The 25,299-nt window shown below is 37.8% G+C and carries 27 protein-coding genes and 1 pseudogene; 16 read left to right on the forward strand and 12 right to left on the reverse strand.

Going from position 1 to position 25,299, the window contains the following annotated elements:
- Positions 1-14 precede the first annotated feature (14 nt).
- The 5 genes from QFZ28_RS13585 (at position 15) to QFZ28_RS13605 (ending at position 4,493) form a co-directional block, all read left to right on the forward strand.
- Complete coding sequence (locus QFZ28_RS13585; RefSeq protein WP_307195118.1) at positions 15-797, forward strand: enoyl-CoA hydratase/isomerase family protein; 783 nt, start codon at positions 15-17, stop codon at positions 795-797.
- A gap of 23 nt (positions 798-820) precedes the next feature.
- Complete coding sequence (locus QFZ28_RS13590; protein WP_307195119.1) at positions 821-1,597, forward strand: enoyl-CoA hydratase/isomerase family protein; 777 nt, start codon at positions 821-823, stop codon at positions 1,595-1,597.
- 32 nt (positions 1,598-1,629) lie between these two features.
- Entirely contained in the window at positions 1,630-2,475 is an 846-nt protein-coding gene (locus QFZ28_RS13595) for a 3-hydroxybutyryl-CoA dehydrogenase (protein ID WP_307195120.1), read from the forward strand.
- Positions 2,476-2,594: 119 nt separating this feature from the next.
- Complete coding sequence (locus tag QFZ28_RS13600) at positions 2,595-2,999, forward strand: PaaI family thioesterase (RefSeq protein ID WP_307195121.1); 405 nt, start codon at positions 2,595-2,597, stop codon at positions 2,997-2,999.
- Positions 3,000-3,371: 372 nt separating this feature from the next.
- Positions 3,372-4,493, forward strand: coding sequence for a phosphatidylglycerol lysyltransferase domain-containing protein (locus tag QFZ28_RS13605; RefSeq protein WP_307195122.1), 1,122 nt, complete (start codon positions 3,372-3,374; stop codon positions 4,491-4,493).
- A 136-nt stretch (positions 4,494-4,629) separates the two neighbouring features.
- Here QFZ28_RS13605 and QFZ28_RS13610 read toward each other — a convergent pair whose 3' ends face one another.
- Together QFZ28_RS13610 and QFZ28_RS13615 are read right to left on the reverse strand one after the other, a co-directional pair.
- On the reverse strand, positions 4,630-4,866 hold the full coding sequence (locus QFZ28_RS13610) for a hypothetical protein (protein ID WP_307195123.1): 237 nt from the start codon (positions 4,864-4,866) through the stop codon (positions 4,630-4,632).
- A 106-nt stretch (positions 4,867-4,972) separates the two neighbouring features.
- Positions 4,973-6,124 (reverse strand): SLC13 family permease, encoded by a 1,152-nt coding sequence (locus QFZ28_RS13615; RefSeq protein WP_307195124.1) that lies wholly within the window; start codon positions 6,122-6,124, stop codon positions 4,973-4,975.
- Positions 6,125-6,308: 184 nt separating this feature from the next.
- On the opposite strand from QFZ28_RS13615, the gene QFZ28_RS13620 reads away from it, so the two are divergent.
- The 4 genes from QFZ28_RS13620 (at position 6,309) to QFZ28_RS13635 (ending at position 9,545) form a co-directional block, all read left to right on the forward strand.
- Positions 6,309-6,812, forward strand: coding sequence for a DinB family protein (locus QFZ28_RS13620; protein ID WP_307195125.1), 504 nt, complete (start codon positions 6,309-6,311; stop codon positions 6,810-6,812).
- Between the two features lie 225 nt (positions 6,813-7,037).
- Entirely contained in the window at positions 7,038-7,418 is a 381-nt protein-coding gene (locus tag QFZ28_RS13625) for a hypothetical protein (protein WP_307195126.1), read from the forward strand.
- Positions 7,408-7,884 (forward strand): aminodeoxychorismate lyase, encoded by a 477-nt coding sequence (locus QFZ28_RS13630; protein ID WP_307195127.1) that lies wholly within the window; start codon positions 7,408-7,410, stop codon positions 7,882-7,884. The genes QFZ28_RS13625 and QFZ28_RS13630 overlap by 11 nt, the downstream gene beginning before the upstream one ends.
- 314 nt (positions 7,885-8,198) lie before the next feature.
- Positions 8,199-9,545: a multi antimicrobial extrusion protein MatE gene (locus QFZ28_RS13635; protein ID WP_307195128.1), complete on the forward strand. Its 1,347-nt coding sequence runs from the start codon at positions 8,199-8,201 to the stop codon at positions 9,543-9,545.
- Positions 9,546-9,632: 87 nt separating this feature from the next.
- Here QFZ28_RS13635 and QFZ28_RS13640 read toward each other — a convergent pair whose 3' ends face one another.
- Positions 9,633-10,466, reverse strand: coding sequence for an aldo/keto reductase (locus tag QFZ28_RS13640; RefSeq protein WP_307197027.1), 834 nt, complete (start codon positions 10,464-10,466; stop codon positions 9,633-9,635).
- Between the two features lie 79 nt (positions 10,467-10,545).
- Positions 10,546-11,361: a S1C family serine protease gene (locus tag QFZ28_RS13645; protein WP_307195129.1), complete on the reverse strand. Its 816-nt coding sequence runs from the start codon at positions 11,359-11,361 to the stop codon at positions 10,546-10,548.
- 113 nt (positions 11,362-11,474) lie between these two features.
- On the opposite strand from QFZ28_RS13645, the gene QFZ28_RS13650 reads away from it, so the two are divergent.
- Positions 11,475-12,392 (forward strand): ketopantoate reductase family protein, encoded by a 918-nt coding sequence (locus QFZ28_RS13650; protein ID WP_307195130.1) that lies wholly within the window; start codon positions 11,475-11,477, stop codon positions 12,390-12,392.
- Positions 12,393-12,450: 58 nt separating this feature from the next.
- Here the strand turns inward: QFZ28_RS13650 and QFZ28_RS13655 are convergent.
- Together QFZ28_RS13655 and QFZ28_RS13660 are read right to left on the reverse strand one after the other, a co-directional pair.
- Positions 12,451-13,927 (reverse strand): annotated as a pseudogene (locus QFZ28_RS13655) (alanine/glycine:cation symporter family protein).
- Positions 13,928-14,135: 208 nt separating this feature from the next.
- Positions 14,136-14,684, reverse strand: coding sequence for a hypothetical protein (locus tag QFZ28_RS13660; RefSeq protein WP_307195131.1), 549 nt, complete (start codon positions 14,682-14,684; stop codon positions 14,136-14,138).
- A gap of 105 nt (positions 14,685-14,789) precedes the next feature.
- On the opposite strand from QFZ28_RS13660, the gene QFZ28_RS13665 reads away from it, so the two are divergent.
- Positions 14,790-16,064, forward strand: coding sequence for an IS110 family transposase (locus tag QFZ28_RS13665; protein WP_307195132.1), 1,275 nt, complete (start codon positions 14,790-14,792; stop codon positions 16,062-16,064).
- 348 nt (positions 16,065-16,412) lie between these two features.
- Here the strand turns inward: QFZ28_RS13665 and QFZ28_RS13670 are convergent, their stop codons facing one another.
- Together QFZ28_RS13670 and QFZ28_RS13675 are read right to left on the reverse strand one after the other, a co-directional pair.
- Positions 16,413-17,267: an NAD(P)/FAD-dependent oxidoreductase gene (locus QFZ28_RS13670; protein WP_307195133.1), complete on the reverse strand. Its 855-nt coding sequence runs from the start codon at positions 17,265-17,267 to the stop codon at positions 16,413-16,415.
- Between the two features lie 83 nt (positions 17,268-17,350).
- Entirely contained in the window at positions 17,351-17,746 is a 396-nt protein-coding gene (locus QFZ28_RS13675) for a hypothetical protein (RefSeq protein ID WP_307195134.1), read from the reverse strand.
- A gap of 222 nt (positions 17,747-17,968) precedes the next feature.
- Between QFZ28_RS13675 and QFZ28_RS13680 the strand changes: the two genes are divergently transcribed.
- On the forward strand, positions 17,969-19,003 hold the full coding sequence (locus QFZ28_RS13680; protein WP_307195135.1) for a fatty acid desaturase: 1,035 nt from the start codon (positions 17,969-17,971) through the stop codon (positions 19,001-19,003).
- 79 nt (positions 19,004-19,082) lie between these two features.
- Complete coding sequence (locus tag QFZ28_RS13685; protein WP_307195136.1) at positions 19,083-19,583, forward strand: response regulator; 501 nt, start codon at positions 19,083-19,085, stop codon at positions 19,581-19,583.
- A 49-nt stretch (positions 19,584-19,632) separates the two neighbouring features.
- On the opposite strand, the gene QFZ28_RS13690 is transcribed toward QFZ28_RS13685, so the two are convergent.
- Complete coding sequence (locus QFZ28_RS13690) at positions 19,633-20,001, reverse strand: SET domain-containing protein (protein ID WP_307195137.1); 369 nt, start codon at positions 19,999-20,001, stop codon at positions 19,633-19,635.
- A 108-nt stretch (positions 20,002-20,109) separates the two neighbouring features.
- Here QFZ28_RS13690 and QFZ28_RS13695 point away from each other — a divergent pair, with 108 nt between their 5' ends.
- Positions 20,110-20,952, forward strand: a complete 843-nt coding sequence (locus QFZ28_RS13695) for a dimethylarginine dimethylaminohydrolase family protein (RefSeq protein ID WP_307195138.1) — start codon at positions 20,110-20,112, stop codon at positions 20,950-20,952.
- Between the two features lie 55 nt (positions 20,953-21,007).
- On the opposite strand, the gene QFZ28_RS13700 is transcribed toward QFZ28_RS13695, so the two are convergent.
- The 3 genes from QFZ28_RS13700 to QFZ28_RS13710 form a co-directional block, all read right to left on the reverse strand.
- Positions 21,008-21,202, reverse strand: coding sequence for an alpha/beta-type small acid-soluble spore protein (locus QFZ28_RS13700; RefSeq protein ID WP_307195139.1), 195 nt, complete (start codon positions 21,200-21,202; stop codon positions 21,008-21,010).
- An 86-nt stretch (positions 21,203-21,288) separates the two neighbouring features.
- Complete coding sequence (locus tag QFZ28_RS13705; protein ID WP_307195140.1) at positions 21,289-22,416, reverse strand: CAP domain-containing protein; 1,128 nt, start codon at positions 22,414-22,416, stop codon at positions 21,289-21,291.
- Between the two features lie 199 nt (positions 22,417-22,615).
- Positions 22,616-24,286, reverse strand: a complete 1,671-nt coding sequence (locus tag QFZ28_RS13710; protein WP_307195141.1) for a ribonuclease J — start codon at positions 24,284-24,286, stop codon at positions 22,616-22,618.
- 357 nt (positions 24,287-24,643) lie between these two features.
- Here QFZ28_RS13710 and QFZ28_RS13715 point away from each other — a divergent pair, with 357 nt between their 5' ends.
- On the forward strand, positions 24,644-25,126 hold the full coding sequence (locus tag QFZ28_RS13715; protein ID WP_307195142.1) for an RrF2 family transcriptional regulator: 483 nt from the start codon (positions 24,644-24,646) through the stop codon (positions 25,124-25,126).
- Positions 25,071-25,271, forward strand: coding sequence for a YezD family protein (locus QFZ28_RS13720; RefSeq protein ID WP_373428070.1), 201 nt, complete (start codon positions 25,071-25,073; stop codon positions 25,269-25,271). Before QFZ28_RS13715 ends, QFZ28_RS13720 begins: the two co-directional genes overlap by 56 nt.
- Positions 25,272-25,299: the final 28 nt, after the last annotated feature.

Genomic DNA, 25,299 nt, shown 5'->3' on the forward strand with positions numbered 1-25,299 from the left:
AGGAGGTAAGAAATTTGTTAAAGACACTTTTTGTAAAATTAAATGTTGAAAATAAGACAGCGGTTATTACGATTGAAAATCCACCAGTAAATGCACTTAGTGCACAAATTATGGAAGAGCTTGATCAGACTTTAGATGTAGTTAGGGAAAATTCTGATGTTCAAACTGTTATTATTACGGGTGGTGGTGACAAAGCGTTTGTAGCCGGAGCAGACATTAAGCAGTTTATTGATATGACTCCTAATGTAGGATACGAGCTTGTGAAAATTGGCCACCAGATTTTTAATAAGATTGAAAACTTTGAAGTACCTGTTATAGCGGCGATTGAAGGATTTACTCTTGGAGCTGGTTGTGAATTAGCGATGGCATGTGATATTCGGATTGCAGGTGAAAAAGCGTTATTTGGACAGCCTGAGGTAAATTTAGGAATCATTCCTGGATATGGTGGTACACAGCGTTTACCTAGATTAGTAGGAGCTGGAAAAGCGAAAGAGCTTATTTTTACTGGTGATAACATCGACGCGAGTGAAGCATATCGAATTGGATTAGTAGATATTCTCGTTCCAGCTGGGGAAGCACTAAGTCGGGCTCATACTTTATCAGCGAAGATTCAGAAGAAGGGACCACTGGCTATCAAAGCTGCCAAGAAGGCAATTACCAATGGACTTGATTTGCCGATGGATGAAGCATTAGAACTTGAGGCAGTCCAATTTAAAAGCCTTTGTTCCACTGACGATCAAAAGGAAGGCGCGAGAGCCTTTTTAGCGAAGGAAAAGCCACAGTTTCAAGGAAAATAAATTTGTATAGAGGAGAAATAATAATGTCTCAACCTATAATCGTAAAAATTGAGAACGGAATTGGTTCTATTTTTCTTAATCGACCTGAAAAGTTAAATTCTTTATCGACCGATTTAGTAGAGGATCTTACAGAAGCGCTGCTCAGTTTGGATAAAAATCCTGAGGTGAAGGTGATTGTCCTATCAGGTGAAGGGAAATCCTATTGTGCTGGGGGAGATTTAGAGACGATTCAACAGTTTACAAAACAAAGTGAAATTGCTGCTTATTTAGAAAAAGCGATAAATGTAACTAGAGTAATTTTGAATATGGATAAATATGTGATATCTGCTGTTCATGGATATGCAGCCGGAGCAGGATTTAGCCTAGCACTCGCTTCAGATTTTATTGTTGCGGACTCCTCCGCGAAGTTTGGTTTAAGTTTTGTGAATATTGGAGTTATTCCTGATTTGGGATTAATCAAGTTACTGTCTGAACGAGTGCCTACTGCCATTGCTAAGGAATGGATTGTTTCCGGAAAGATTTTAGGTGTAGAAGAGGCTAAGGCATGGGGGATTGTTAATAAGGTAGTTGATGGAGATTTACTTCAAGGCGCAAGTGAATTTGCCCAGAAAATCTTGAAAGGGCCGCCATTAAGTAATCGATATGTGAAGAAAATGTTGAACCATTCGGTGCAGCTCCCTTGGGAGGCATTTTTAGAACAAGAAACGATGGTTCAAGCCCACCTGATAGCAAGTGAAGATATGCAAGAAGGGGTAAATGCTTTCCTGGAAAAACGGGCACCTGAATTTAAAGGAGTTTAATTTTTTGAAAAAAATATTTTGGAGGGTATAACATGTCTATCAAAACCATCGGTGTGATTGGGGCAGGAAGTATGGGATCTGGCATTGCTCAGGTAGCAGCTTGCGCAGGTTTCCAAGTCATTTTATCGGATATTCAAGAGGATTATTTAACAAGAAGTTTAGGTGTAATCAGAAAGAGCTTGGAGAAGCTTTTCTCAAAAGGCAAACTTAATGACTCTGTTGAAACCATTTTAGATCGTTTTACGGCAACTACTAGATTGGAAGATTTGAAAGACGCTGACTTAGTATTCGAAGTTATTATTGAGAATATGGAGAAAAAGAAAGAGTTGTATAGTAAGATTGACCAAATATGTAAGCCAGAGACGATTTTCTGTTCTAATACCTCTGGATTAAGTATTACCGAGATGGCATCTGCTACGAAACGGGCAGACCGGGTTATCGGAACTCACTTTTTTAACCCGGTACCGCTTATGGAACTTGTTGAAATCATCCGTGGCAATGATACATCAGATGAGACCTATTTAATCGCCAAAGATTTGTGTGAAAGCTTTGGTAAGAAATCAATAACAGTCAATGAAGCACCATTGTTTGCCGTAAATCGTATCTTAGCGCCAATGATTAACGAAGCCATTTTTGTCCTTCAAGAAGGCGTAGCAACTAAGGAAGATATCGACCTCGGTATGAAATTAGGAGCCAATCACCCTATCGGACCACTAGCACTCGCTGACATGATTGGCCTCGACGTCATGCTCATGGTATTAGACACGCTCTACCAAGAAACAGCCGACTCCAAATACCGACCAGCCACACTATTAAGAAAATTAGTTCGAGCAGGACACTATGGGAGAAAAACCGGCCGCGGATTCTACGATTATTAAAAGGTATCTTGGTGCCTGTCACCGCTCGTGGACAGTGTCCGTCTGAGGTGGACAATTGATAACAGGCCGAATTCTATATTTTTATAGATTCGGCCTGTTTTTTTAGATTCTATTATGGGGTGATAAAACTGGAAACACAATATATAAAAAATCCATTTGATCATTTACTAAATTGTAAATATGAAAGAATAAGTGAATCCAATTTGAAAGTGACCTTACCTGTACAGCCATTACTTTTAAATACAGTAGGGTATGTACAAGGTGGGATTATCAGTTTATTAGCAGATTTAGCGATGGGCAATATATGTAATACCTTTAATGAAGATGAAAACTCTCCCCAAACACAATCAGTTGTAACAGTCGATTTAAAAACAACATACCTAAAAGGAGCCAAAGGAGATTACCTTATCGCAGACGCCAACCTAATCAAAAAGGGCAGGACCCTTAATCATACAGACTGCTTCATCTACAATGACCGAAACGAACTAGTCGCAAAAGCAAATGGCATTTTTGCTAATTTGTAATCGTTATAATATGGTGCCTGTCACCGTCTGTGGACAATGTCCACCTGAGACGTACAGTTGAATACCTTAAGAATATTCGGTCATATGAAAACGCCAAACCTTTAATAAGGGTTTGGCGTTTTTACTACCGTGATAATATAGTATCATGGTTGTTTTGGTTTGGTGGAACCATCCGACAAACGTTTTTCTAATTATATTCCTTCACCTGATTTCTATTTTTAAAGAATATCCTAAATTGCTGAGAAGGGTGAAATTATTTTTTAGTTAAAAAAGTTTTCAATTGTTCCTAAATTGGAAGAGAATAAATATACTTATGAATCTTTTAGTATGGTATCTTTATGAAGGTAGACATTTATAGGGGGTAGTGCCTGCATGTTTGGTACCACATTATGGTATTTTTCTATTCTAATTTTTGTAATGGTAATTTCTTATAAAACAATTAAGCTAAAAACTAAAAATAGATTAACTCCGAGTAATATTGACTCTCAACTAGCCCGAGTCATTGCTTTCTTAGAAGAAAATGGGGGCAATCATATATCCCATCTTATTTTGTTACAGGATAAAGATGTATATTGGGCAGCGGAAGAACAAGTATTAATTGTTTATAAGAGAATGGGTAATAAAATAGTTGTACTAGGAGATCCGATAGGTCCAGAGTCATTGATTCCGCAATCTATTAAAGAATTTCAAGATTACAGTGTAAGAAAAGGGCTTAAGCCGATATTTTATCAAATTAGTCCTCGATTTATGCATTTGTATCATGATACAGGCTATCGATTCTTAAAGTTAGGGGAAGAGGGTATTGTTAGTCTCCATAGCTTTTCGATTGAGGGCAAACAGGGAGCTAAACTACGAACTAGGGTTAATAAGTTTACCCGTAATGCTTATACGTTTAGTGTAATCATGCCACCTTATTCACAGGCTATCCTTTCTGAGTTAAAGGGGATATCAGATGCTTGGCTTGGAAACCAAAAGGAAAAGGGATTTTCAGTTGTTTCTTTTAGTGAGGAATATGTTTCTTGTTTTCCAGTAGCGCTATTAAATGATCCAGATGGGAAAGTTATAGCTTTTGCCACACTTGCAAGTGATCATAAAAAGTCGATCACCATTGACTTAATGAGAAAATTACCCGATAGCCCACATGGAACAATGGATGTTTTATTTATTCAAATCTTTAAATGGGCAAAAGAAAACGGATATCAGAATTGCAGCTTGGGTATGGCGCCACTCTCAAATGTTGGAGATTGTAAATACTCCTTCCAGAGTGAAAAGTTCATTAGACTGGCCTACCTGCATGGAAATTCAATGTATAACTTCAAAGGACTCAAAGAATTCAAAAGCAAATTCGCCTGCGGATGGGAACCGAAGTACCTAGCATACAGAAAAACCTTCCTGCCCATAGTAATCATCCAACTGCTGCTACTCATCAACAGCACACCACATCCAAAAACCGTAGTAGACAAAATTAAATACCTAATGAAAAAAACAGGATAAAAGGGCGCCATTGGGTGCCTTTTATCCTGTTTTTTTAGTGCCTTTTTTAGTACCTTTTTCGGTGCCTGTCACCACTCGTGGACAATATGGCCTATTTGTCCGTATGGGGTGGACAGTTGAGATGTTTTGTTGGGTTTTATCTTCTTTTATGATCTTTTTTCTCAGGGGTTTCATCCTGAACGTCGAGTCTGTCATCTTGGTTTTTATAATCGTTATTGCTTTCGTTTATATTCGGTTTACGTTCATATCGAACAGGACGGAAATTTACATCATTTTCTCGATTTAATGATTCTCTTTTTTCAGGGTTACATGCTGTTAATAATCCTAGTGTAAGAAAAGTAATCAAAATAGTTATTTTCCATTTTCCGTTCATAAGATTACTCCTTGATTCCGTATTTTGGATTTATTTTTACTATGCACGTTGATGGGATTTTTAGTCGTAAAGTGAAAAAACCCGCTATTTTTGTTTGGATAGCGGGTTAGAAAATTTTTAGGATTTTTAAAATGAAGTACGGGATGAAGGTTAAAAATGCTAAAAACAAAAAATTGTATATACTAAATTTTAGCAGATATTTTTTTCCATCGTTTGGATTGTTTTGAATATACAGTTTATAGGAAATTACACTAGCCATGGAAGCAATAATGGTTCCATGTCCCCCGATATTTACCCCTAATAATAAAGGTTTCCAATTGGTTGTGAATTCTGCTAAAAGGATAGAAGCAGGGACATTGCTGATAATTTGGCTTATTAGAATTGAGCTGAAATAGATGGAACCGGCGTCCTTCAAACTTGCAGTTGCTACTGTGTGCATAGCTGTTGTATTTGAGATATTTCCAACAAAGATAAAAAAACAAATAAAAGTTAATAGCAGGAAATAATCAATTTTAAACAATAGCTTTCGATTCAATATGGCAACTGTCATTAAGGTAATGATTAACGCAACTTGGTAAGGAATGACACCAAATATGGAAGCGATGATAACGACTAAAACGATTCCCCATACCAATGTTCTCCTCGAATCTGTAACCTGTATCGGGGGAATCTCTACCTTCAATTCTTTTTGATCCAGTCTTTGAATGAAGAAATATAAAGAAATGATACCTAGAATAGGAATTACTATCACTGTTGCAAAAAAAGGCATAGGTGCTATTCCATAATAAGAATAAATAAACAAATTTTGTGGATTTCCCATTGGAGTGAGACTGCTTCCGATATTTGCTGCGATTGTTTGTAATATAATCGTATCCATCATGGGCATTTTAGTTTTTCTGTTTATCACGAGGGTCAGGGGTATAAACGTAAGTAACGCCACATCGTTGGTAAAGATCATTGAGCTGAAAAAACATAAAAGTATGAGAATGGCTGACACTGTTTTACTATTACTGCATCTATTTAAAATAGAAATCGCAAATTTGTCTAGAACTCTAAGTTCCTCAAAAGCCTTAATCGCAATCATTAGATTAAATAAACTAATTAATACGGGAAAATTTAGGTACTCTGCTTTAGGAGTTTGAAATATACAGCTCCCAACTGCTAACACAAGAGAGATGGTAAAAACGATGTCTTTCTTTAGAAAGCTAAGGTCAAGCTTGGTCTTACTCTTATTTTGAATTAATACAGAATCTTTCACAATTCACCACCGATAATTTATGTTTACTAGTGATTTAACACCGTAAAGATTCTATCATGGTAATAAGGATTTGAGAATAAAAAAATCACACCAGGAAATGTTTGGGTGGGAAATTTTGTATTATCAGCAAAAATGGTATAATATGCTACTGTGGTCAATAACAAATGGTAATGGAGGAAATAAAATGTATACAGCTGTCTCACATTTTATCAACGAATGGAATCAAGAAGCAGTATCAACCCAAAAGGTTTTAGATGCTTTAACAGATGAGTCGCTTCAACAAAGAGTTTCGCCGGAAGATCGCACATTAGGAGAAATTGCCTGGCATATTGTTGCGAGTACACCTGGTATGTTAATGGAGTTTGGTGTTACAGTAAAAAGTTCGTTAAACGAAGCTGACCTTCCAACTTCAGCTAGGGAAATAGCAGAAACGTTCCGGAATGTTAGTTCAGAAACGAGTGCCGCTATAAGTGAACAGTGGACAGACCAATCACTAAGTGAAACAAAAAATGTATTTGGAATGGACCTGCCAAGAGCTGTTATGCTTAATATGCTTAGCAAGCATATCATTCATCATCGTGGACAGATGACCGTTCTTATGCGCCAAGCTGGATTAAAGGTCCCAGGTGTGTATGGGCCTTCCCGAGAAGAATGGAGCCAAATGGGGATGGACGCAAACTCTCTATAGAGAAGGACTTTGTATGGGTTAAAGCCGTTTTTCACGTTTGTGAAGCGGCTTTTTTGTTGAATAAAGAGATACTCCTTGACAATTGAGCTGCAAAATTAATTACCTGCTTTTTGACAAATCTCTCAGACTTTTGATGTATTTTGTAGAATAAAATCGAAATTTATTTATTTTGGATGTATAATAGATTCTTGTGTTGGTCTATTAAAAAGAAGGAGGTAGATTTCGATGGAATGGACTTTATTCGGATTGTTTCTTCTTTCCGCATTATTGCTAGTTTTTTCAATAGTTAAGACATATCGTGACTCTAAGCTTGAAAAAAAGCAAATTGATTTAGTACATGTATCCATGATGAAAGAAATCAATAGCATTCAAGACTCAATCCGAGATATCGAGCTTGATATAGAAGTGGTAACAAAAGAAGCTGGAATTCAACTTACTGCAGAAGAGAAGCTTTTTATACGTGAAGTAATAGACTTATATAGACGTAATTACTCGATTGAAAGCATCGCTGAGATGAAAGAAGTACCAGTCAATGAAATTGAACAGCTGCTAACACCTTATCTGAAAATAAAGGATGAAGGGGGACTAGTTGCCAATGCGAATTAACTTATTGAGCAGCTTTGCAGCAGGAATCTTTATTGCCACAACGATTTGTGGAGTTGTTTATTTCACCGATGATACTACAACTCAAAATGCTTCGGCTAAATCCTCCGAAAAGGGTCAACTAACGGCAGCGCAGATGAAGGAAGAGCTTGAATCTGCCGGTTATGTTGTTCAAACGAAAGAGGAATTAGAAAAGACTTTGGAAGCAGCAAAGGGCATTGAAACTACGCCTGCTGATTCAGAAGAAAAGAATAAACCCGTAACCGAAGTAGTAGTCAATGTAGCAGATGGAATGACTAGTATTGATGTTGCGAATGTACTCGTTCAGGCAAGTCTAATCCCTGATGCGTTTACCTTCACGCAGGATATAGAAGCTAGAGGTTTACAAAACGCCTTACGTCCAGGTTCCTTTACAGTCAATAGTGGAATGTCATACGACGAAATCATTGGTACTATTTTTACAAATTAATTTAGCATAACAAAAGCCATTCTCACCTTGAGGCGGCTTTTCTTCATGTATGAATCTACTAGTATATTCCAAAAGTCCTTCGATATGATAAAATAATAATATTATATTTAGAGGAGCTATCAGATGGATAAACTAGAGAGTAATGATTAAAAACGTTCTAACACCGGCACTCGTCAAAAGAGGTCGGTGTTTTTTTCATTTAGGTAAAAATAATTATATCCATGATAAACGATAGGATTTATAATAAAATGGAATAAATTTAGTGTGCCGAAATAAATTTAGGAAGATATTATAATTTAAAGGTGTTGGAGAGAATGAAAAAAACAGAAAAAGAACTAAATATGAAAACGTTGTTCATTTTCTTTATTCCCTTAGCATTATCTGCGAGTCTTGTTACGATATCCCATATTATTATCAACAGTACGTTAGTTAGAGCAGATAATTCTGAATTTATTTTGGCAAGTTATGCAATCGCTATGAGTCTATTTGGAATTACGGAGCGGCTGGGAAATTTGCTTCGTCAAACTTGTTCTTCATTGGTGAGGGATAAAGGTTCGTATAAATTAATGTCCCATTTTTCCTATTATCTCATTGGAAGTCTGATGATGGTTGCATTTGCAGTGGCTTATACACCGGCTGGAGATTTTATTTTTTCAAAAATCTTTGGAGCCAACGTGAATATGGTGGATGATATAAAGGCTATCTACCAAGTACTTATCATCGTCACGATTTTTTCTGCACTTCGTTGTTTAGCCCAGGGAGTTATTATTTATAACCGACAAACCAAATGGTTAACAATTGGAATGGTCATTAGGCTTGCTGCCATGTATTTGTTGTCGTTATATTTCATTCACACTGGTCACATTACAGGCGTATCCGGTGCGATGATTTTTTTAATTGGCATGATTGTCGAATGTATCATCAGCTTCATAGAAGCAAGGTCCTTAGTTCGCAAAATGCCCGAGAAGCATGAGCTGAAAATAGAGTCTAAGAAAAGTATTTTTAAATTTTATAGTCCACTTATGTTATCTTCTGTGATTGTTGTTATGATTGCTCCTGCCATCAACATTGCTTTAGGTAAAACCGTTGATATTGAGCTGGCGATTGCAAGTTATGCCATTGCCATGAGTGTAACTCAATTGATTTTAAGCTTTTTCACCTATATCCATCAAATCGTTATCAATTTCTATGGAGAACATAACGCCATCGTAAAAAAGTTTTTACTTTTGGTCGGTTTTGTCCCGTGTATTTTGGTAGCTGTTTTATCGTATACTCCGTTGGGGGAATGGTTCTTTGAACATGTCATCGGGGTCAGCGGAAGGTTGTTGGACGCAAGCATACAGGTATTCAAAGTTACGATGTTAATGGCGCTTGTGTTTCCATTTGTAGATTTCTTTAACGGTTTATTAATGGTGTACAAACGAACAAAGGTAACGATTATTTCTCAGTCCGCCAATTTTGTCGTTACCTTGATTGCTTTAATCGTTGGCGTGAATTTTGCTTCGCAATGGAATGGTTCAATCGGGGCGATAGGCCTTTCGCTGGGAATATTAGCTGAATTAATTGTCGTTAGCAGCTTTGTTCAAGCAATAGAGCGTAAACAAGGTAAAGTGGCAATGTTTCAAATAAAAGGGCTTTTGAAAGCAGGAAAAAATCGTTAATGTTTAGCTATGAAAGGGCTGCATAAGTCCCTAAGTTAAATTAGACCTCATGATTACATCATGAGGTCCGTTTTTTTCTATTCATTCTTAGAAGTTAAAGTTATCAGGATCTGCACCGAATCGTTCGTTTTTGTTTAAGGCGTTGATTTTTTGAATATTGCTTTCAGTTAACGAAAAATTAAAGATATTGGCATTTTCGATGATACGGGCTTCTTTGACTGATTTTGGAATCGTGACAATTTGATTTTGAATATCCCATCGTAAGATAACTTGCGCAGTGGTTTTGTTATACTGCGCTGCGATTTCTTGTAGCACAGGGTGCTCTAGAAGTCTTCCTTGACCTAGTGGAGCCCATGCTTCTATTTGAATTTCCTGTTTTTTGCAATAGTCACGAAGTTCAGGCTGTGCTAAAAGTGGGTGTAATTCCACTTGGTTAACCATTGGTTTAATCTCAGCTACGGATAGTAAGTCTTCTAGATGGTGAATTTGGAAGTTGCTGACGCCAATTGCCCGAACACGACCTTCTTTATAAAGTTGTTCAAGAACCTTCCAGCTTTGCTTATACTTTTCCTTTACAGGCCAATGGATTAAATATAGATCGACATAATCAAGTCCAAGTTTTTGCAGGCTCGTTTCAAACGCTTCTAACACGGAATCATTTCGCTGGTCTTCATTCCACACTTTAGTCGTAATGAACAACTCTTCACGAGGAACTCCAGATTCCTTAATCGCTTGACCTACACTTTCTTCATTTTGATAAAGCGCAGCTGTATCAATACTTCTGTAACCAGCTTTAATCGCCGCCTTTACAGATTGGAGAGCTTCTTCACCCTCCTGAACCTTATATACACCAAGGCCAAACCAAGGCATTTTGACTCCATTATGTAGGGTTGTAGTATCTTGTAAACTATTCAACTTAATCTCCTCCTTCGTTGGTATCGAACCACCTTTAAGTATATTACGTTTAAATAGATAGAATCAAATAATTGGAAACAGGAGATTAATTTGATATGTTATCTACGATTTCCTTTATATGATATGAGGGGATGGCAGCTCCAACAATTTCTTTGGAATCTATTTGATGATTTTGCAAGGTGGCAAAAATCACTCCCACGACTTCACCATTTTGATTTAGTACTGGGCTGCCACTATTCCCCTTATAAATCGGGGCTGCAATCATCATAACCGGCACATCCCAGTCCGCTAATTGAGCCTTCCCTATGATTTTGCCTTGATTAGCTATTTGGGTAAAAGCTAATGGATTTCCGATAAAGATGATTTCGTCTCCCACCCATCTTTCCCAATCCTTGTCGATAGCTAGGGGAAGAAAAGGGAGGTTTTCGGCGTCAATTTTAACAATCGCCACATCTATTTCCGGGTGTTTCGCGATTACCTTGCCCGTATATGACTCCCCCGATTTAAAATGGACATTTACTCTATTTGTACGTTCTGCCACATGTTCATTGGTGACAATTAATCCAGTAGGAGAGACCGTAAAGCCAGTTCCTTTTACCCCATCCCATTCAATTGTTACAACCGATTTTTTGTATTCTTTCACGTCAGGCTGCTTTGATAATTGATTTGACACTTTAACAAAGTTTACCGCAGGGAGGTTGAAAATGTTAATCCACACCTCTAATCCGCTTATCAAAAGCGCAAGTACGAGCAGGGCACTAACGATTTTAACCATAAACCTTTTCCGTTTTTTCTTTTGAAGTTTCTCTTTTTCCCATTCATGTTTATCGTCCGGATTAAAAAAAGCCTCCCAGTCGATCTCGTCTTCTGTGTGTTTAAGATCATCATTTTCCTTATCCACGTTTATCCCTCATTACACATTTTCTATATCTCTATTATATCGAAAAACGAATCATTATTAATCAATCAAAATTTCATGATAAAATTTAATAAAAAGGTGAGAGGACATAAAGCATGGAAATAAAAAAAGTATCTATTATCGGATTAGGAGCATTAGGAATTTTATTTGGGAACCATTTTGCCAAGAGAATGCCAAAGCAAGACGTAAGAATTATTGCCGACAGAGTCCGTATCGAAAAATATAAAAAAGAACATGTCTACTGTAACGGTGAACCTTGTGACTTCCACTATGTAACACCTGAAGACCATTGCGAACCAGCAGATTTACTGATTTTTACCGTGAAATACGAAGGCTTACATGAAGCCATCCAAGCTGTTCACCATCATGTAGGAAAGGACACAATTATTTTATCCGCCTTAAATGGAATTACAAGTGAGGGGATTATCGGGCAAGTTTATGGGATGGATAAGATTCTTTATAGTGTAGCCCAGGGGATGGATGCGGTAAAAGTTGGGAATAAGCTTACATATGACCATATGGGAATGCTTTGCTTCGGTGATCAAAATCCTGGAATCATTTCGGAAAAGGTAAAGAGGGTTGGAGACTTTTTTGCTAATATTGATTTTCCATATGAGATAGACACCAATATGAACAAGAGGCTATGGGGGAAGTTCATGCTCAATGTTGGAGTTAATCAGACCGTTGCTGTTTATAAAAGCAATTACGGTGAAATTCAACGGGAAGGCGAAGCAAGAGAAACCATGATTGCTGCGATGAGAGAGGTCATTATGTTATCAGAATACGAAGGGATTAATCTAACAGAAGCTGATTTGAATTATTGGTTAAGCGTATTAGCCACTTTAAGCCCAGAAGGGAAACCTTCCATGGCGCAGGATTTGGAAGCACGACGATATAGCGAGGTAGCTTTGTTTGCTGGAGCAGTACTAGAGATGGGTGAAAAACATCGAGTACCAACCCCTGTTAACAAAAAACTATATGATACCATCATATCGATTGAAAGCAACTATTGAAAAATAGAGCCAGGCATCATCCTGATTGGATGATGCCTGGCTCTTTGTGTAAAAATTATTAGTTTGCAGCACGTTTTCTTTCATCTTTTTTATCACTTTGATAACCGTTAGCCCAGAATTCTGCATTCTTAATACCTAATTTAGTAGAATTAAATTCTGGGTCCAGGCCTTGCTTCAGCTGTGCTTCATAATCCTTTAGAGCGATATTCGCTGGTTTAAATAATAAAAGAATCGCAATTAAGTTCAACCATACCATGATTCCAAGTCCGATATCACCCATTGCCCATGCTGTCTCTGCGGTTTTTCCTGATCCATAGAAAGTAGAACCTAAGAGAATAAATTTTAATATGATCATAGCTAATTTTCTTTGTTTGCCTTTAATTAGATAAGCAAGATTGGTTTCTGCAATATAGTAACTACGCAAAAATCGTCGTGAAGGCAAAGAAGAATAGAGCAATTGCAATAAATCCAGATCCGAGTCCTGGGAGGATAGTATCAACTGCCGCTTGGGTATATGCAGGACCGGTTTCTACTCCTTTAAGATGCTCAACCAAGACTTCCCCCGTTTTTTCATTTACGGTATTGTACGAATTTGTAAATAGAATCATAAATGCCGTCGCTGTAACGATTAGGAACACGTCTAGATAAATAGAAAAAGCTTGGACTAAACCTTGTTTTGCCGGGTGTGATACTTCTGCGGCAGCTGCAGGGTGAGCACCAGTTCCTTGTCCAGCTTCATTCGCATATAGACCACGCTTTACACCCCACATAATGGTCGAACCGAGAATACCACCGAACATTTCCTCAGCGCCGAAGGCACTTTTAAAAATCAGGGTAAATACTTCTGGAATTCTTTCAAAATTAACCGCAATGATTGCTATAGCAATGAGTAAATAGCCGGCCGCCATAAAAGGCACGAGAAATTCTGCAACTCTTGCAATGCGCTTAACACCACCGAAAATAATAAGCCCCATTAGTAAAATAAGCACCAAACCGGTAATTGTACTGTTAATCCCAAATGCATTGTTGACGCCTTCTGCAATGGAATTCGCCTGAATGCCTGGCATGAGTACGGCCATCGCGAGGAGTGTGGCAACTGCAAAAATAACAGCGAACCATTTCCAGCCAAGTCCCTTTTCAATATAGAAGGCAGGACCGCCTCGATATTCGCCATCTTGCTTTTCTTTATAGATTTGAGCAAGAGTGGACTCAACAAAAGCAGATGCTGCACCAATAAAGGTAATTACCCACATCCAAAATACTGCTCCTGGGCCACCAAAAGCAATGCCCGTTGCCGTTCCGGCAATATTCCCGACTCCAATCCGGCCGGATAAAGACATGGCCAATGCTTGAAAGGAAGAGACACCCTCATTAGAGCTCTTACCATTAAATAAAAGACGTACCATTTCCTTTACATGACGAATTTGTAGAAATCTTGTCCGTACACTAAAATAAAGTCCAACTGCACAAATAAAGATAATGAGTGGTGCGCTCCATAAATAACCATTAATGCTAGAAACAAGTTGTTCAAACATAGAATCCCCCCCTTTGTTATGTATTACGTGGTTTATACTTTCAAGATGTTGTACAACATGATGATATTAAAAGTATAAAATAATATAGGTTGATATTTCAGTAGAATATTCTATAAATTCCCTATATTATGACTTTAATAGTGTTAACTGTATACTAAAAAGGACAAACTTCATTTTTATGAAGCTTGCCCTTTACCTGTGATACCTACTATTTATGGTTTCTTGAGAATGCATGGATTAAAACACTCTTGATAATACTAGGCGTCATCAAGGATGTGATCGGTCGAACAAGGTTCATCACTTTGACAAATGTATCGTAGACCTTTTGATTTTGCGATGACAAAAGGAAGACTTTTTTTGCATACCATTGCTGTATAAAAATACCAAATGGTCGTTTTCCCGTGGTAGCAGGATACCGAAAATCCTCTGTAATGACCATGTTCCATATAGGAGAAATGATTTTTGCTGCCTTTTTATGAAAGGCTTTTGGAATTTTACGCCGTTCACCGTTATCAGTCTGGAACAGCTTTTGCAATGCTTGGGCCTCTAGAATGGCTATACTCATTCCTTGACCAAATACTGGATCAATCCTACAAATCGTATCTCCAATGAGTAATATCCCATCTGGTATATTTTCCATCTTATCAAAACGCTTCCAAACGATTTGAGGAATGCGATAGAGAGCAGTTTTCGTAATGGGAGTCGAATTTTTTATTGTTTCATAGATATCAAGCCTCGGCAGTTTCTTTGTTAGCATTCCTGTAGATCGTTAAATTTCAGGTTTGAAAAAAATAGAGCCCCTCAGTAAGATACGAGTATAGAGTCCAATTCTAACTCAAAGTCTTAAGGAGGAAGCCCTACTATGAATTTTAAAATGCAAGACAAACAAAATCAACTAATTGAAAGAATTTCCGATAAACATATTATTGTTGGTGTTGATATCGCTCAACAATTACACGTTGCACGAGCTGTTAACTTCCGTGGAATTGTAGTTGGAGATCCACTTACATTTGAAAATAATGAAGAGGGGTTCGTAAAACTATTAAGTTGGATTCAAAACTTACAAAAACTAAAAAACTTAGATTCAACAATAGTGGGTATGGAACCTACAGGACATTACTGGATTAACCTATCAAAATGGCTGGATAAACAAAACATTGAGGTAGTTACTGTGAATCCTCACCTAGTAAAAAGGAATAAAGAGAATCGTGACAATACTCAATCGAAGAGTGATAAAAAAGATGCCCTCGTCATAGCGGATATGGTGAAAAACGACTATTATTCCTTTGTTCGTCCAACATCAGAATCATTTGAGAAACTTAGAGTTCTAATTTCTAACCGTGATGTAATTGTTAAACGTCTCGTGATGTCTATTAATCAAGTAAATCGATGGGTGGATGTGGTCTTTCCAGAACTCAGACAAGTGTTTAAAGATGTTTCGTGCAAAGGGGCCATCGCAACCCTTCGTTTATTCCCTACACCGGGTGAAATATCTTCACTTGAAACACTAGATGTCATGAGGGGGTGGAAGTCTTTAATGAAACGACAACCAGGACCCAAGAAGGCTCAATTACTAATCAATCTAGCAAAATCCTCTATTGGGACCGGACAAGCTCTTGATGCTTATAAATTCCATTTAGAACAATTATTAGAGGAATATGACCTCGCTGTAAAACAACTCGAAAGAGTTGAACAACAAGTTAAAGAAGTTCTCTACAAAATACCATTTGCAAAAAAACTACTTATGATTAAAGGAATAAGTGAAATTTCATTAGCCGGGATACTAGGTGAATCAGGAGATCTAAGTGGTTTCTCCCACGGAAACTCTCTATTACGTCATGCGGGATTGCATCTAGCTGAAGCAAGTTCAGGCAAATGGAAAGGCCAGATTGTCATTTCAAAGCGTGGAAGGTCAAGACTACGACGATTCCTCTACTTAGCAACTATGAGCCTTGTGATGAATAACCCTGAGTTTAAAGCCGTCCATTCCCATAATGTGAAGGTAAAGAAGATAAAGAAAATGAAATCAATCATGAAACTGATCGGTAAACTAGCAAGGATTTTTGTAGGAATAGCACGACGAAACGAGTCTTATTGTCCAAATAAAGTCCAGGTATCAATCCCTTTAGCAGCATAGAAAAAAAACATTAGTTATATAAAATGTATCATTTAAAATAGTTAACTTTAATTTTGAATGTTGTCTTATTCGTAGGATTTCAAATATGTACGGAGTACCAGGTTTCTTGAACAAAAGGGCACTGTGACCCATCAGGTTAGCATAACTGGCCTCCACCCCTTGGATAGGCATGACGAAGGAATGAGAGGGCAATTGACCCGTTGAGACATGGGAGGGAAAGCCTCCAGGGGCGGCGTGGAGATGTACATTATATGGTAAAATATGGAGTGATAGCTGACTCCTTTATTTAACTATGCCTTCACGAAGTCAAAATAATCTGAACTCATTTCATTTACCCGTAAATCCAATTCAAAGGGTTATGAAATCCTGCGAATAAGTGAGCATTCGAGAGATATTCGTATCAAACTGAGGGAGTTCAAGAAAGCCGTTGTCACTTTTTATAACTTCTTTATCATTAATAGCTTTATGATATCCCATGACGGTTACAATATAACGATTTTCCTCCACGCTTGAGATCGTGCCGCCTATTTTTTCCTGAGGCGGGTTGGGATACACCATCTTAATCTTCCAGTCTCTTTCCTGATTTACTTTCAGCTGATATTGTTTACTAACATAGCTTAAGTTGATTTCAACTTTTTCTTCAGGAATAGGTGTTCCTCGATTATGTAACCAATTAGACGTAAGACTGCGTACACCGCTGGCATCCACTACTAAATCTGCTAGTATCGGTCCAGTTTTTAGTTGAACACCTGTGATTCGATTTTCTGCTTCATAATATAAAAGGTCCTGAACGACTTGATTGTAACGTATTACAACATTTGGGATTCGTTTTATGTATTGTTCTATATGCCATTCTAAATGCGGGCGTGTTTGGAGTGTGGTCCTGTAGCCGCCATCATATCGAATTTTCCATGCTCCATGGTGAAACCATGCAAGATCAATGGTTGAATTGATTTTCACAGCCCCGCTATCATAAAATTTCTCGGTAATACCAGGAAACAGCTCCTCGAGACCATATTCGCCAGCATGTAGAAGGGCATGTAAATGTTCACCTTGCGGGGCGCCCTTTCGTGCTGCCGGTCCTTCCAGTTCATTGTCACGTTCGAGGATGATTACTTCTTTATATACATCCGACAACACACGTGCAGCCAATTTACCCGAAATACCTCCACCAATAATAATTGCTTTTTCCAATGAGGACATGAGATGGAACACCTGCCAAAATAATAATTTTCATAGAAAAAGTAACCCACATCTACGTTGGGTTACTTATTTAGAACAATAAATCAGGCACCAAGCTGATCCAAAATGTATGACGAATTCTGTTCATCCCAGCGAAAAACGCCTTCTTGGAGCTGGATGACCGAATCGAAAGGGCGAGGAATTGGTAAATTTCCTACCTGCTCAAGCAATTGCTCCCTCAATTGAAGAAGTTCCTTTTTGGAAGCAATGCGAATCACTTGATTTAATGTGAGATTCTTTACACTTATGTTCTTACTGGAACAAATACTTTCTTGGAAAGGCTTGTTAAATTGAATCATCATTTCTAAATCATTTAAGCATGCCACACCAAAAACATCTTTTATGGTGTCATCGTATTTAAGTTGATAACCTGTTGCAAATTTAATGATATTCTTTTCGGGATTTTCTAAAATATAAATCGTATCAATTTCATTTTTCATTTATTAGCACCCTTTTTAAGCAGCATGCAAGTTTAATCACTACATCACCACTTTAGTTTGTTAAATACAACTATTTTATTATAGCATAACTTCCTATTTTGGTGTAAGAGACAACCTCTATATGACGTTTGTCATAGTCTGCATATGACACCTGGTACTTACACGAATGATTTTATTTCCTTATACTTGATTTAACGACACAAACAGAAGGGAATTAAAATTATGTCAGTACAAGAAAATACGAAGAATTTACGAAAACAAGTTGCTCCTTTTGAAGGATCAACAACAAAACAAAGTATATGGCAGATCATTAACACGGTTGGACCGTTTATTATATTGTGGTTCCTTGCCTATCAAAGTTTATCTATTTCTTATTGGTTGGCATTGGTTCCTATGATTGCTGCAGCAGGGTTTTTAGTACGAATTTTTATTATTTTTCATGACTGTACCCATCATTCATTTTTTAAAAACAGAAAAGCAAATCGTGCAGTTGGTACAGCAATGGGAGTTTTAACATTATTCCCGTTTGATCAATGGGGTCACGAACACTCTGTTCATCATGCAACAAGTGGTAACTTAGATAAGCGTGGTACAGGAGATATTTGGACACTAACAGTCGATGAATATTTAGCAGCACCGCTTAAATTACGTATAGCCTATCGTTTTTATCGTAATCCGCTTGTTATGTTTGGAATAGGACCAATCTATGTTTTCATGCTTAAGAATCGTTTTAACCGAAAAGACGCACGTAAAAAAGAACGAATGAACACGTATTTAACGAATTTAATACTTGTTGCTCTGATTACACTGCTTTGTATGACAATTGGCTGGCAGTCGTTTCTCCTAGTACAAGGTACTATTTTCATGATTTCAGGTTCGACAGGTATTTGGCTGTTTTACGTACAGCATACATTTGAAGATTCTTACTTTGAAGAAGATAAGGATTGGGAATATGTGAAAGCTGCGGTAGAGGGAAGTTCTTTTTACAAACTGCCTAAACTTTTACAATTCTTAACAGGTAATATTGGTTTCCACCATGTTCACCATTTGAGCCCAAGAGTTCCAAATTATAAATTAGAAGAAGCTCATAATCAGACAGAACCATTAAAAAACGTTCCAACCATTACACTGGCGACAAGCTTAAAGTCACTTCGTTTCCGTTTATGGGATGATAATGCTAAGAATTTTGTTGCATTTAAAGACGTGAAAGCTTTAGCAAAAAAACGTATTTCTGTTCAAGCAAAACCAGAATTGTAATATCACCCAACTTGGCTGACTCTCCGTACACGGGGAGTCTCTGCATGAGTAGCAGCTGCCTGATAAGGAGAGATTGAAGATGATTCGAATTGTAATCGCAGAGGATCAGGCGCTGCTGTTAGAGGCCATGGGGAATCTGTTGAACCTGGAAGAGGATATCGAAGTCGTTGGTCAGGCAGGCAATGGGTTAGAGGCACTTACTCTGGTAAAAAAATTACAACCTGATGTTTGTATAATGGATATCGAAATGCCTGAAAAAACAGGCCTCGAGGCAGCTGAAGAGTTACAGCATATCAACTGTAAAGTCATTATTCTAACCACCTTTGCCAGACCAGGATATTATCAGCGTGCCATGAAGGCGGACGTAAGGGGATATTTACTAAAGGACGATCCTAGTGAGCAATTAGCTTCTTCCATACGAAGTATTATGGATGGAAAGCGAATTTTTTCTGATGAACTCATGGACGAAGTGACGAGCGAAGATTCAATTTCACAAAAACCTACTCATCACAACAAAACAGGATCAGTTAGAAATTATCTAACCTCCATTATGGATAAAATAAAATTACCTACAGGGTAAAGCATCCAATCTTCACTGGATGCTTTTTTTTGTTTTGTTAGATAAATATTTAGAAAACATCAAACCACATGGGTTCATCGTCTTCAGGGTCACCATTATAATTAATTAGAATTTCTTCTTCTTTTTTGATGTCACGATAGGCATAAATATCAATGGTTTGGTTTTTCAGATTAAGCTTATATAATGCATTGGGGGTATAGGAATGGTTAAACAGTGAACCGTATCCAAGTGCTAACGCACATTCTTCTAAATCCTCACCCCACCAGAATACATATTCAATCATGATGGTTTTTTTCAAATATTTATACTCATCTTTAGCGGAAATAATCACAGGTGCTTCATGAATGAGCTCACCTTTCTTGATGTCACGGGTTGCGAATATTCCTCTGCCATACTTTGATTTCTTTACTTCAAACATAGAATGATCACCACCATCATTAAATGAAGAACTTTTTATTACTCTATGTATGAATGGGAGATTTTGTTTAAGTAATCCTATAAATAAAGAGTATTTAGGAGGAGCATTATGACGCTAAATCATAAAACATTTTGTGCGAACGAGTATGATCCATTGAAACGCGTAATTCTTTGTCAGCCCCAATATATGACCATCCGTGAAGTCATCAACGAAACACAAAAGGAATTTAAGGATGAGGGGATACATATAAAACGCGCGCTGGAACAACATAGGGAGTTTGTTAGAACCCTAGAAGACCATGAAATTGAGGTTGTTCTATTACCTTATCACAAAAAATACCCAGAGCAGGTGTTTACGCGTGATATTGGCTTTACCCTTGGACAAACCATTTTTGTTGCGAAAATGGCTCACGATGTTCGTATCGGGGAGGAAGATGTTTTAAAACAGTGGCTAGATGATGAAGAAATGTCTTATTTCAATTTGGCAGAAGACAGGATTGAAGGCGGAGATGTAATTATTGATGGGGAGACCATTTACGTTGGATTAAGTAACCGGACTCATCAGGAGGCCGTAGAACATTTGCAAGGTCTCTTAATCCAATACGATGTAAAAGCCATCCCTTTTAAGGAAAAATATCTCCATTTGGATTGTGTATTTAACGTTATATCCCCTGATACTGCCCTGATTTATCGGCCCGCCTTAACAGAGGAGGATATCGGCCTTTTTTCATCTCGCTATGAATTAATTGAGGTTTCAGAGGACGAACAATTTACACTAGGAACAAATGTATTAAGTATAGGGAATAAGAAAATTTTAAGTTTACCCATTAATAAACAAGTGAATCAAAACCTGCGTAACCGTGGATTCGAAGTAATAGAAGTGGATATTTCAGAAATCATTAAATCCGGTGGATCCTTTCGCTGCTGTACACTGCCCATCTTAAGAGGATAAGAAAAAGGCTGTCCGAGTAATTCGGACAGACCTTTTCATAAAATCACAAGTTACGTTATAAACCTTGTTGATTTCGTAATGTTTGTTCAGCCAACGCGACAAGACGTTTGGTCATTTCGCCACCGACTGAGCCATTTGCTCGTGCGGTCGTATCAGCACCAAGTTGAACTCCAAACTCGTTGGCGATTTCTTCCTTCATTTGATTCAGAACATTGTCTGCACCAGGAACCAATAGTTTGTTTCTAGCCATGATACATCACTCCCGACGAAGTTTTTTGAGCAATGTAGAATTGCTCGTATTTAATTTACCCTTATTATTATCCTAGATTCGTGACACTAATTGGCATAATAGTTCTGCGTATAATAAGGCTGTGATTTCTCATTAAAGGCTACACCGACTCCTAAGTATTCATAATCCTGGCGAAGTATATTTTCCCGGTGTCCAATTGAATTCATCAATCCCTCGTGGGCAAAAATACTGCTTAATTGACCATATGCCAGGTTTTCCCCCGCAGTATGGAAGGCAACAGCATCCTCTTTCATTCGATCAAATGGCGATTGTCCTTGAAGATTCTTATGATCGAAATAATCATTCTCGGCCATATCGGCACTATGCTCTCGAGCCGTTTCTCGAACATGGTCATCCCATGTAAGTATAGGGAGTTGGTGATTCACTCGGGTTGCATTGGTTAAATCAAACATTTGATATTCTAAGCCTTCTTTTAAGGTTGGCGAGGATTCCGTATAAAAATCCTTTTTATTATCCTCCATCGTTTTGCTGATGATTTGTATCGCTGTTACGGTATTATTCTCATGCTTGTCATAAAAAATCGTCACATAAGCATCATCGAGTAAAAATAAATCATTGTCACTATCCTCTTGAAGCTGATATATGACCATTCCTTTTTGAACTTTTGTTATCGGTTCGCCGAGAATACTACGAACACTTTCCTTCGATGAAGTACCAATTTTAATTCCATTGGTAGAGGTCAACAAATCTTGGTTGGTGTATAAACCGGCAGCTTGATCATTGTTATCATACATCACCATAAAAAAGTTATGGTAATTATCATGATACGCATGCCAATTTACACCATACTCATTGAGCGAAGTACGCTTTGCTAATCCTAGATTATGCTCAATGTCAGTCTTTATATTCCCAAGCTCGATATTGTGAATAGAAAACGTTTGTTTAGTTGGTGGTGTTAACTCTACCTTTTTCTCCGGTGCTTCATTCAACTTTTCTTGGGTTAACGGCATTTCTTCTAGTTGAAAACCAAGCTGTTTCAGCATCTGCTGGATATCATCGTATAAAACACTAATCGTTTCCGGTACCTCAAGATTTTCTTTTAACGACGAGACAAAATTAGCATGGAGGTCGGAATTATCCAGCTGTTTTGTAATAAAAGGCCAGGAAATATATAGTAAAAATAATAAGGCAATTAATCGTAGTAAACGAAACATCATCTTTCCTCCAATTCTATTAGGAGTATAGCCAATTTCGATTAACTGTAAAATAAATTAGCCCTGAAATCAAGATAAATTTTGCGTTATTCTCATTATATCTGCGATAAACAGAAAATATCTGTGTTAAACGAAATATATATGCATGTCTAAAAATGAAAATGTCAGGCACACCATCTCCGGGTGCCTGACATTTGCTTTAGATCTCGAGGATAATCGGGAGAATCATCGGTTTTCTTTTTGTATGCTTGAACAAATACTGTCCGACTGATTTTTTAATATTTTGCTTCATCACGTTCCACTGGCGGATATTATCTGCTTCTAATTCAAGAATCACTTTTTTAACGAGGCGGTTAATTTCTCTTATCAAATCCTCAGATTCCTTTACATAAACAAATCCACGGGTAATCGTGTCAGGACCTTGGATAATTTTTCGATCGGATTTGCTGATGGTTAACACAATCACGAGCATACCGTCTTCTGATAGCTGTCTACGGTCTCTTAAAACAATTTCCCCGACATCACCTACACTTATTCCATCTACATACGTGTCGCCAGCCGGTATATTTCGTGTCTGACGGGCCACTGAATTTTCAATATCAACGACATCACCATTTTTAATAATGAATGTATTTCCTTTTTCAACACCAACCGATTCAGCCAACTGCTTGTGATGATGAAGCATTCTATATTCACCATGAATCGGGATAAAATAGGTTGGCTTCATCAGGGTTAGCATGAGTTTCAGGTCTTCCTGGTAGCCATGACCGGAAACGTGCATACCTGTTGAGCTGCCTGAGCCATATATGACCTTAGCCCCCAGTTGAAATAAGTTGTCGATAATCTTAGAAACCCCTTTTTCATTTCCTGGGATAGGTGACGCGGCTAAAACAACAGTATCTCCAGGATAAATGGTTGCATCGCGATAATTTCCTGTTGATAACCGCGCAAGAGCTGCATTTGGCTCACCCTGACTTCCTGTACAAAGAATCGCAACCTTATCAGGAGGAAATTGTTCAATCTCATTCGCACTGATGAGCATCCCTTCTGGCATATCTAAGTATCCGCGTTCCATTGCAACATCCACCACGTTAACCATACTTCGTCCAAGTAAGGCTAGCTTACGATTTGTCTTAATCGCTGCCTCAACCACCTGTTGAACACGGTTCACGTTTGATGCAAAAGTGGAAAGAATAATTTTTCCATCTGCCTTAATAAACGCCTCCAATAAATGGTCACCAACCATTTGCTCGGAAGGAGAAAGGCCCTTGCGTTCGGCATTGGTACTTTCCGAAATTAAGGCAATGACACCTTTTTGGCCAATTTCAGCCATCTTATGAATATCGCTATATTGGTCATTTGATGGGGTTAAATCAAACTTGAAGTCGCCTGTATGAACGACATTTCCTTCTGGTGTGTTAAAGACTATACCTAGGCAGTCAGGGATACTATGACTCACCTTGAAGAAGGAAACCCCAATTTCTCCGAATTCCAATGTTGATTCGGAATGAATGGTAACAAGTTCAGTATCCCGAAGCAGGCGGTGCTCTTCTAACTTTAATTCAATTAACCCCAATGTAAAACGAGTTGCATATATAGGAACTTGATTAAATTTCTTCAAAAAGAAAGGAATACCGCCGATATGATCTTCGTGACCGTGTGTCACAATCATTGCACGGATTTTGTCCTGATTTTCTTCTAAATACGTCATATCAGGGATAATGAGGTCAATCCCCATCAGACTCTCGTCCGGAAATTTACCGCCGCAATCGATAATAATGATATCTCCACCATACTCAAGTACATACATATTTTTACCGATTTCATTAATACCGCCTAGGGCAAAAATCGACAATGCTCTTTCACTCATTTTTCATCAAACCTCCCGATTTACACTTACATAGTGTTAAGTATTCCCTTAAGAAGAGATGAGTATGTTGAATGAGTGACTGTTCCTTCAAAAAATGAAATTTTTTATTTTTAAAAAATGTATTGATTTTTCTAAAAATAACATTTAATATATTTTTATATTAAACCTATAGATTTAATCGGAATTAAAAGTAGTCAACTACGGAGGACCAAGAAAAGGGCGCTATAGACAAGTGCCCTTTCAGTAAACACCGCATATATTTATAACTAGCTAAATCCATTTTTTCAGCATTCAAGTGGATTATTTTTAGGAGTGAATGTTGACTGAATTACTCAACATTAATGGAGGAGGGATGGAATGAAGGTATCGAGCAAAGGTGAATATGCTCTAAGAGCTTTGCTTCAGCTTGGAAATCATCAAGGTAATGTACTAGGTATTCAAGAGATATCTGAAAAAACCCTGGTAAGCATTCATTATTTAGAACAAATCTTACTTCAATTAAAAAAGCTAGGTTATGTTACGAGCAAACGAGGTGCCAAGGGTGGTTACATGCTGCAAAAGGAACCTCGAGAAATCAATATTGGGGAAGTCATTCGGGATTTGGAAGGTCCTCTGTCACCAATGAGCTGCGCATCCATTACAAAATATGAGCCTTGTCCATTAGAGGGGGGATGTCAATTAAAGCCCTTGTGGTCGATGGTGCGCGACACCATTGCGTTTGTATTAGAGAGAACAACATTGGAGGATTTACTTTTAAACCGAATTACGAAGCTAGAAGGAGAGGATGTCATTGTCGTCAAAAGCTCGTCTGGATCAACAGGTGATGGAAAAAATAGCTAGTCTATTAGAAGGCTTGGAATTTGGTACCGTTCAAATCACTGTTCACGATTCACAAATTACCCAAATAGACCGCTTAGAAAAGCACCGTTTGCCGCTAAAAAGCAAACAGATAACGCCATTAACAAATCAATCTAAAAGCAGGTAATAAACATAATGAATAGCTGCCGATCGGA

The sequence above is a fragment of the Neobacillus niacini genome (assembly GCF_030817695.1).
Lineage (GTDB): Bacteria > Bacillota > Bacilli > Bacillales > Cytobacillaceae > Neobacillus > Neobacillus niacini_F.

Excerpts from the sequence above, each read along its gene's own strand:
- QFZ28_RS13605 (WP_307195122.1), top strand. The coding sequence starts at position 3,372 with ATGTTTGGTACCACATTATGGTATTTTTCTATTCTAATTTTTGTAATG.
- QFZ28_RS13705 (WP_307195140.1), bottom strand. The coding sequence starts at position 22,416 with ATGTTTCGTTTACTACGATTAATTGCCTTATTATTTTTACTATATATT.
- QFZ28_RS13650 (WP_307195130.1), top strand. The coding sequence starts at position 11,475 with ATGGAAATAAAAAAAGTATCTATTATCGGATTAGGAGCATTAGGAATT.
- QFZ28_RS13610 (WP_307195123.1), bottom strand. The coding sequence starts at position 4,866 with ATGAACGGAAAATGGAAAATAACTATTTTGATTACTTTTCTTACACTA.
- QFZ28_RS13685 (WP_307195136.1), top strand. The coding sequence starts at position 19,083 with ATGATTCGAATTGTAATCGCAGAGGATCAGGCGCTGCTGTTAGAGGCC.
- QFZ28_RS13630 (WP_307195127.1), top strand. The coding sequence starts at position 7,408 with ATGCGAATTAACTTATTGAGCAGCTTTGCAGCAGGAATCTTTATTGCC.
- QFZ28_RS13695 (WP_307195138.1), top strand. The coding sequence starts at position 20,110 with ATGACGCTAAATCATAAAACATTTTGTGCGAACGAGTATGATCCATTG.
- QFZ28_RS13595 (WP_307195120.1), top strand. The coding sequence starts at position 1,630 with ATGTCTATCAAAACCATCGGTGTGATTGGGGCAGGAAGTATGGGATCT.
- QFZ28_RS13665 (WP_307195132.1), top strand. The coding sequence starts at position 14,790 with ATGAATTTTAAAATGCAAGACAAACAAAATCAACTAATTGAAAGAATT.
- QFZ28_RS13620 (WP_307195125.1), top strand. The coding sequence starts at position 6,309 with ATGTATACAGCTGTCTCACATTTTATCAACGAATGGAATCAAGAAGCA.
- QFZ28_RS13720 (WP_373428070.1), top strand. The coding sequence starts at position 25,071 with ATGTCATTGTCGTCAAAAGCTCGTCTGGATCAACAGGTGATGGAAAAA.
- QFZ28_RS13710 (WP_307195141.1), bottom strand. The coding sequence starts at position 24,286 with ATGAGTGAAAGAGCATTGTCGATTTTTGCCCTAGGCGGTATTAATGAA.
- QFZ28_RS13635 (WP_307195128.1), top strand. The coding sequence starts at position 8,199 with ATGAAAAAAACAGAAAAAGAACTAAATATGAAAACGTTGTTCATTTTC.
- QFZ28_RS13590 (WP_307195119.1), top strand. The coding sequence starts at position 821 with ATGTCTCAACCTATAATCGTAAAAATTGAGAACGGAATTGGTTCTATT.
- QFZ28_RS13680 (WP_307195135.1), top strand. The coding sequence starts at position 17,969 with ATGTCAGTACAAGAAAATACGAAGAATTTACGAAAACAAGTTGCTCCT.
- QFZ28_RS13675 (WP_307195134.1), bottom strand. The coding sequence starts at position 17,746 with ATGAAAAATGAAATTGATACGATTTATATTTTAGAAAATCCCGAAAAG.
- QFZ28_RS13625 (WP_307195126.1), top strand. The coding sequence starts at position 7,038 with ATGGAATGGACTTTATTCGGATTGTTTCTTCTTTCCGCATTATTGCTA.
- QFZ28_RS13670 (WP_307195133.1), bottom strand. The coding sequence starts at position 17,267 with ATGTCCTCATTGGAAAAAGCAATTATTATTGGTGGAGGTATTTCGGGT.
- QFZ28_RS13660 (WP_307195131.1), bottom strand. The coding sequence starts at position 14,684 with ATGCTAACAAAGAAACTGCCGAGGCTTGATATCTATGAAACAATAAAA.
- QFZ28_RS13690 (WP_307195137.1), bottom strand. The coding sequence starts at position 20,001 with ATGTTTGAAGTAAAGAAATCAAAGTATGGCAGAGGAATATTCGCAACC.
- QFZ28_RS13715 (WP_307195142.1), top strand. The coding sequence starts at position 24,644 with ATGAAGGTATCGAGCAAAGGTGAATATGCTCTAAGAGCTTTGCTTCAG.
- QFZ28_RS13700 (WP_307195139.1), bottom strand. The coding sequence starts at position 21,202 with ATGGCTAGAAACAAACTATTGGTTCCTGGTGCAGACAATGTTCTGAAT.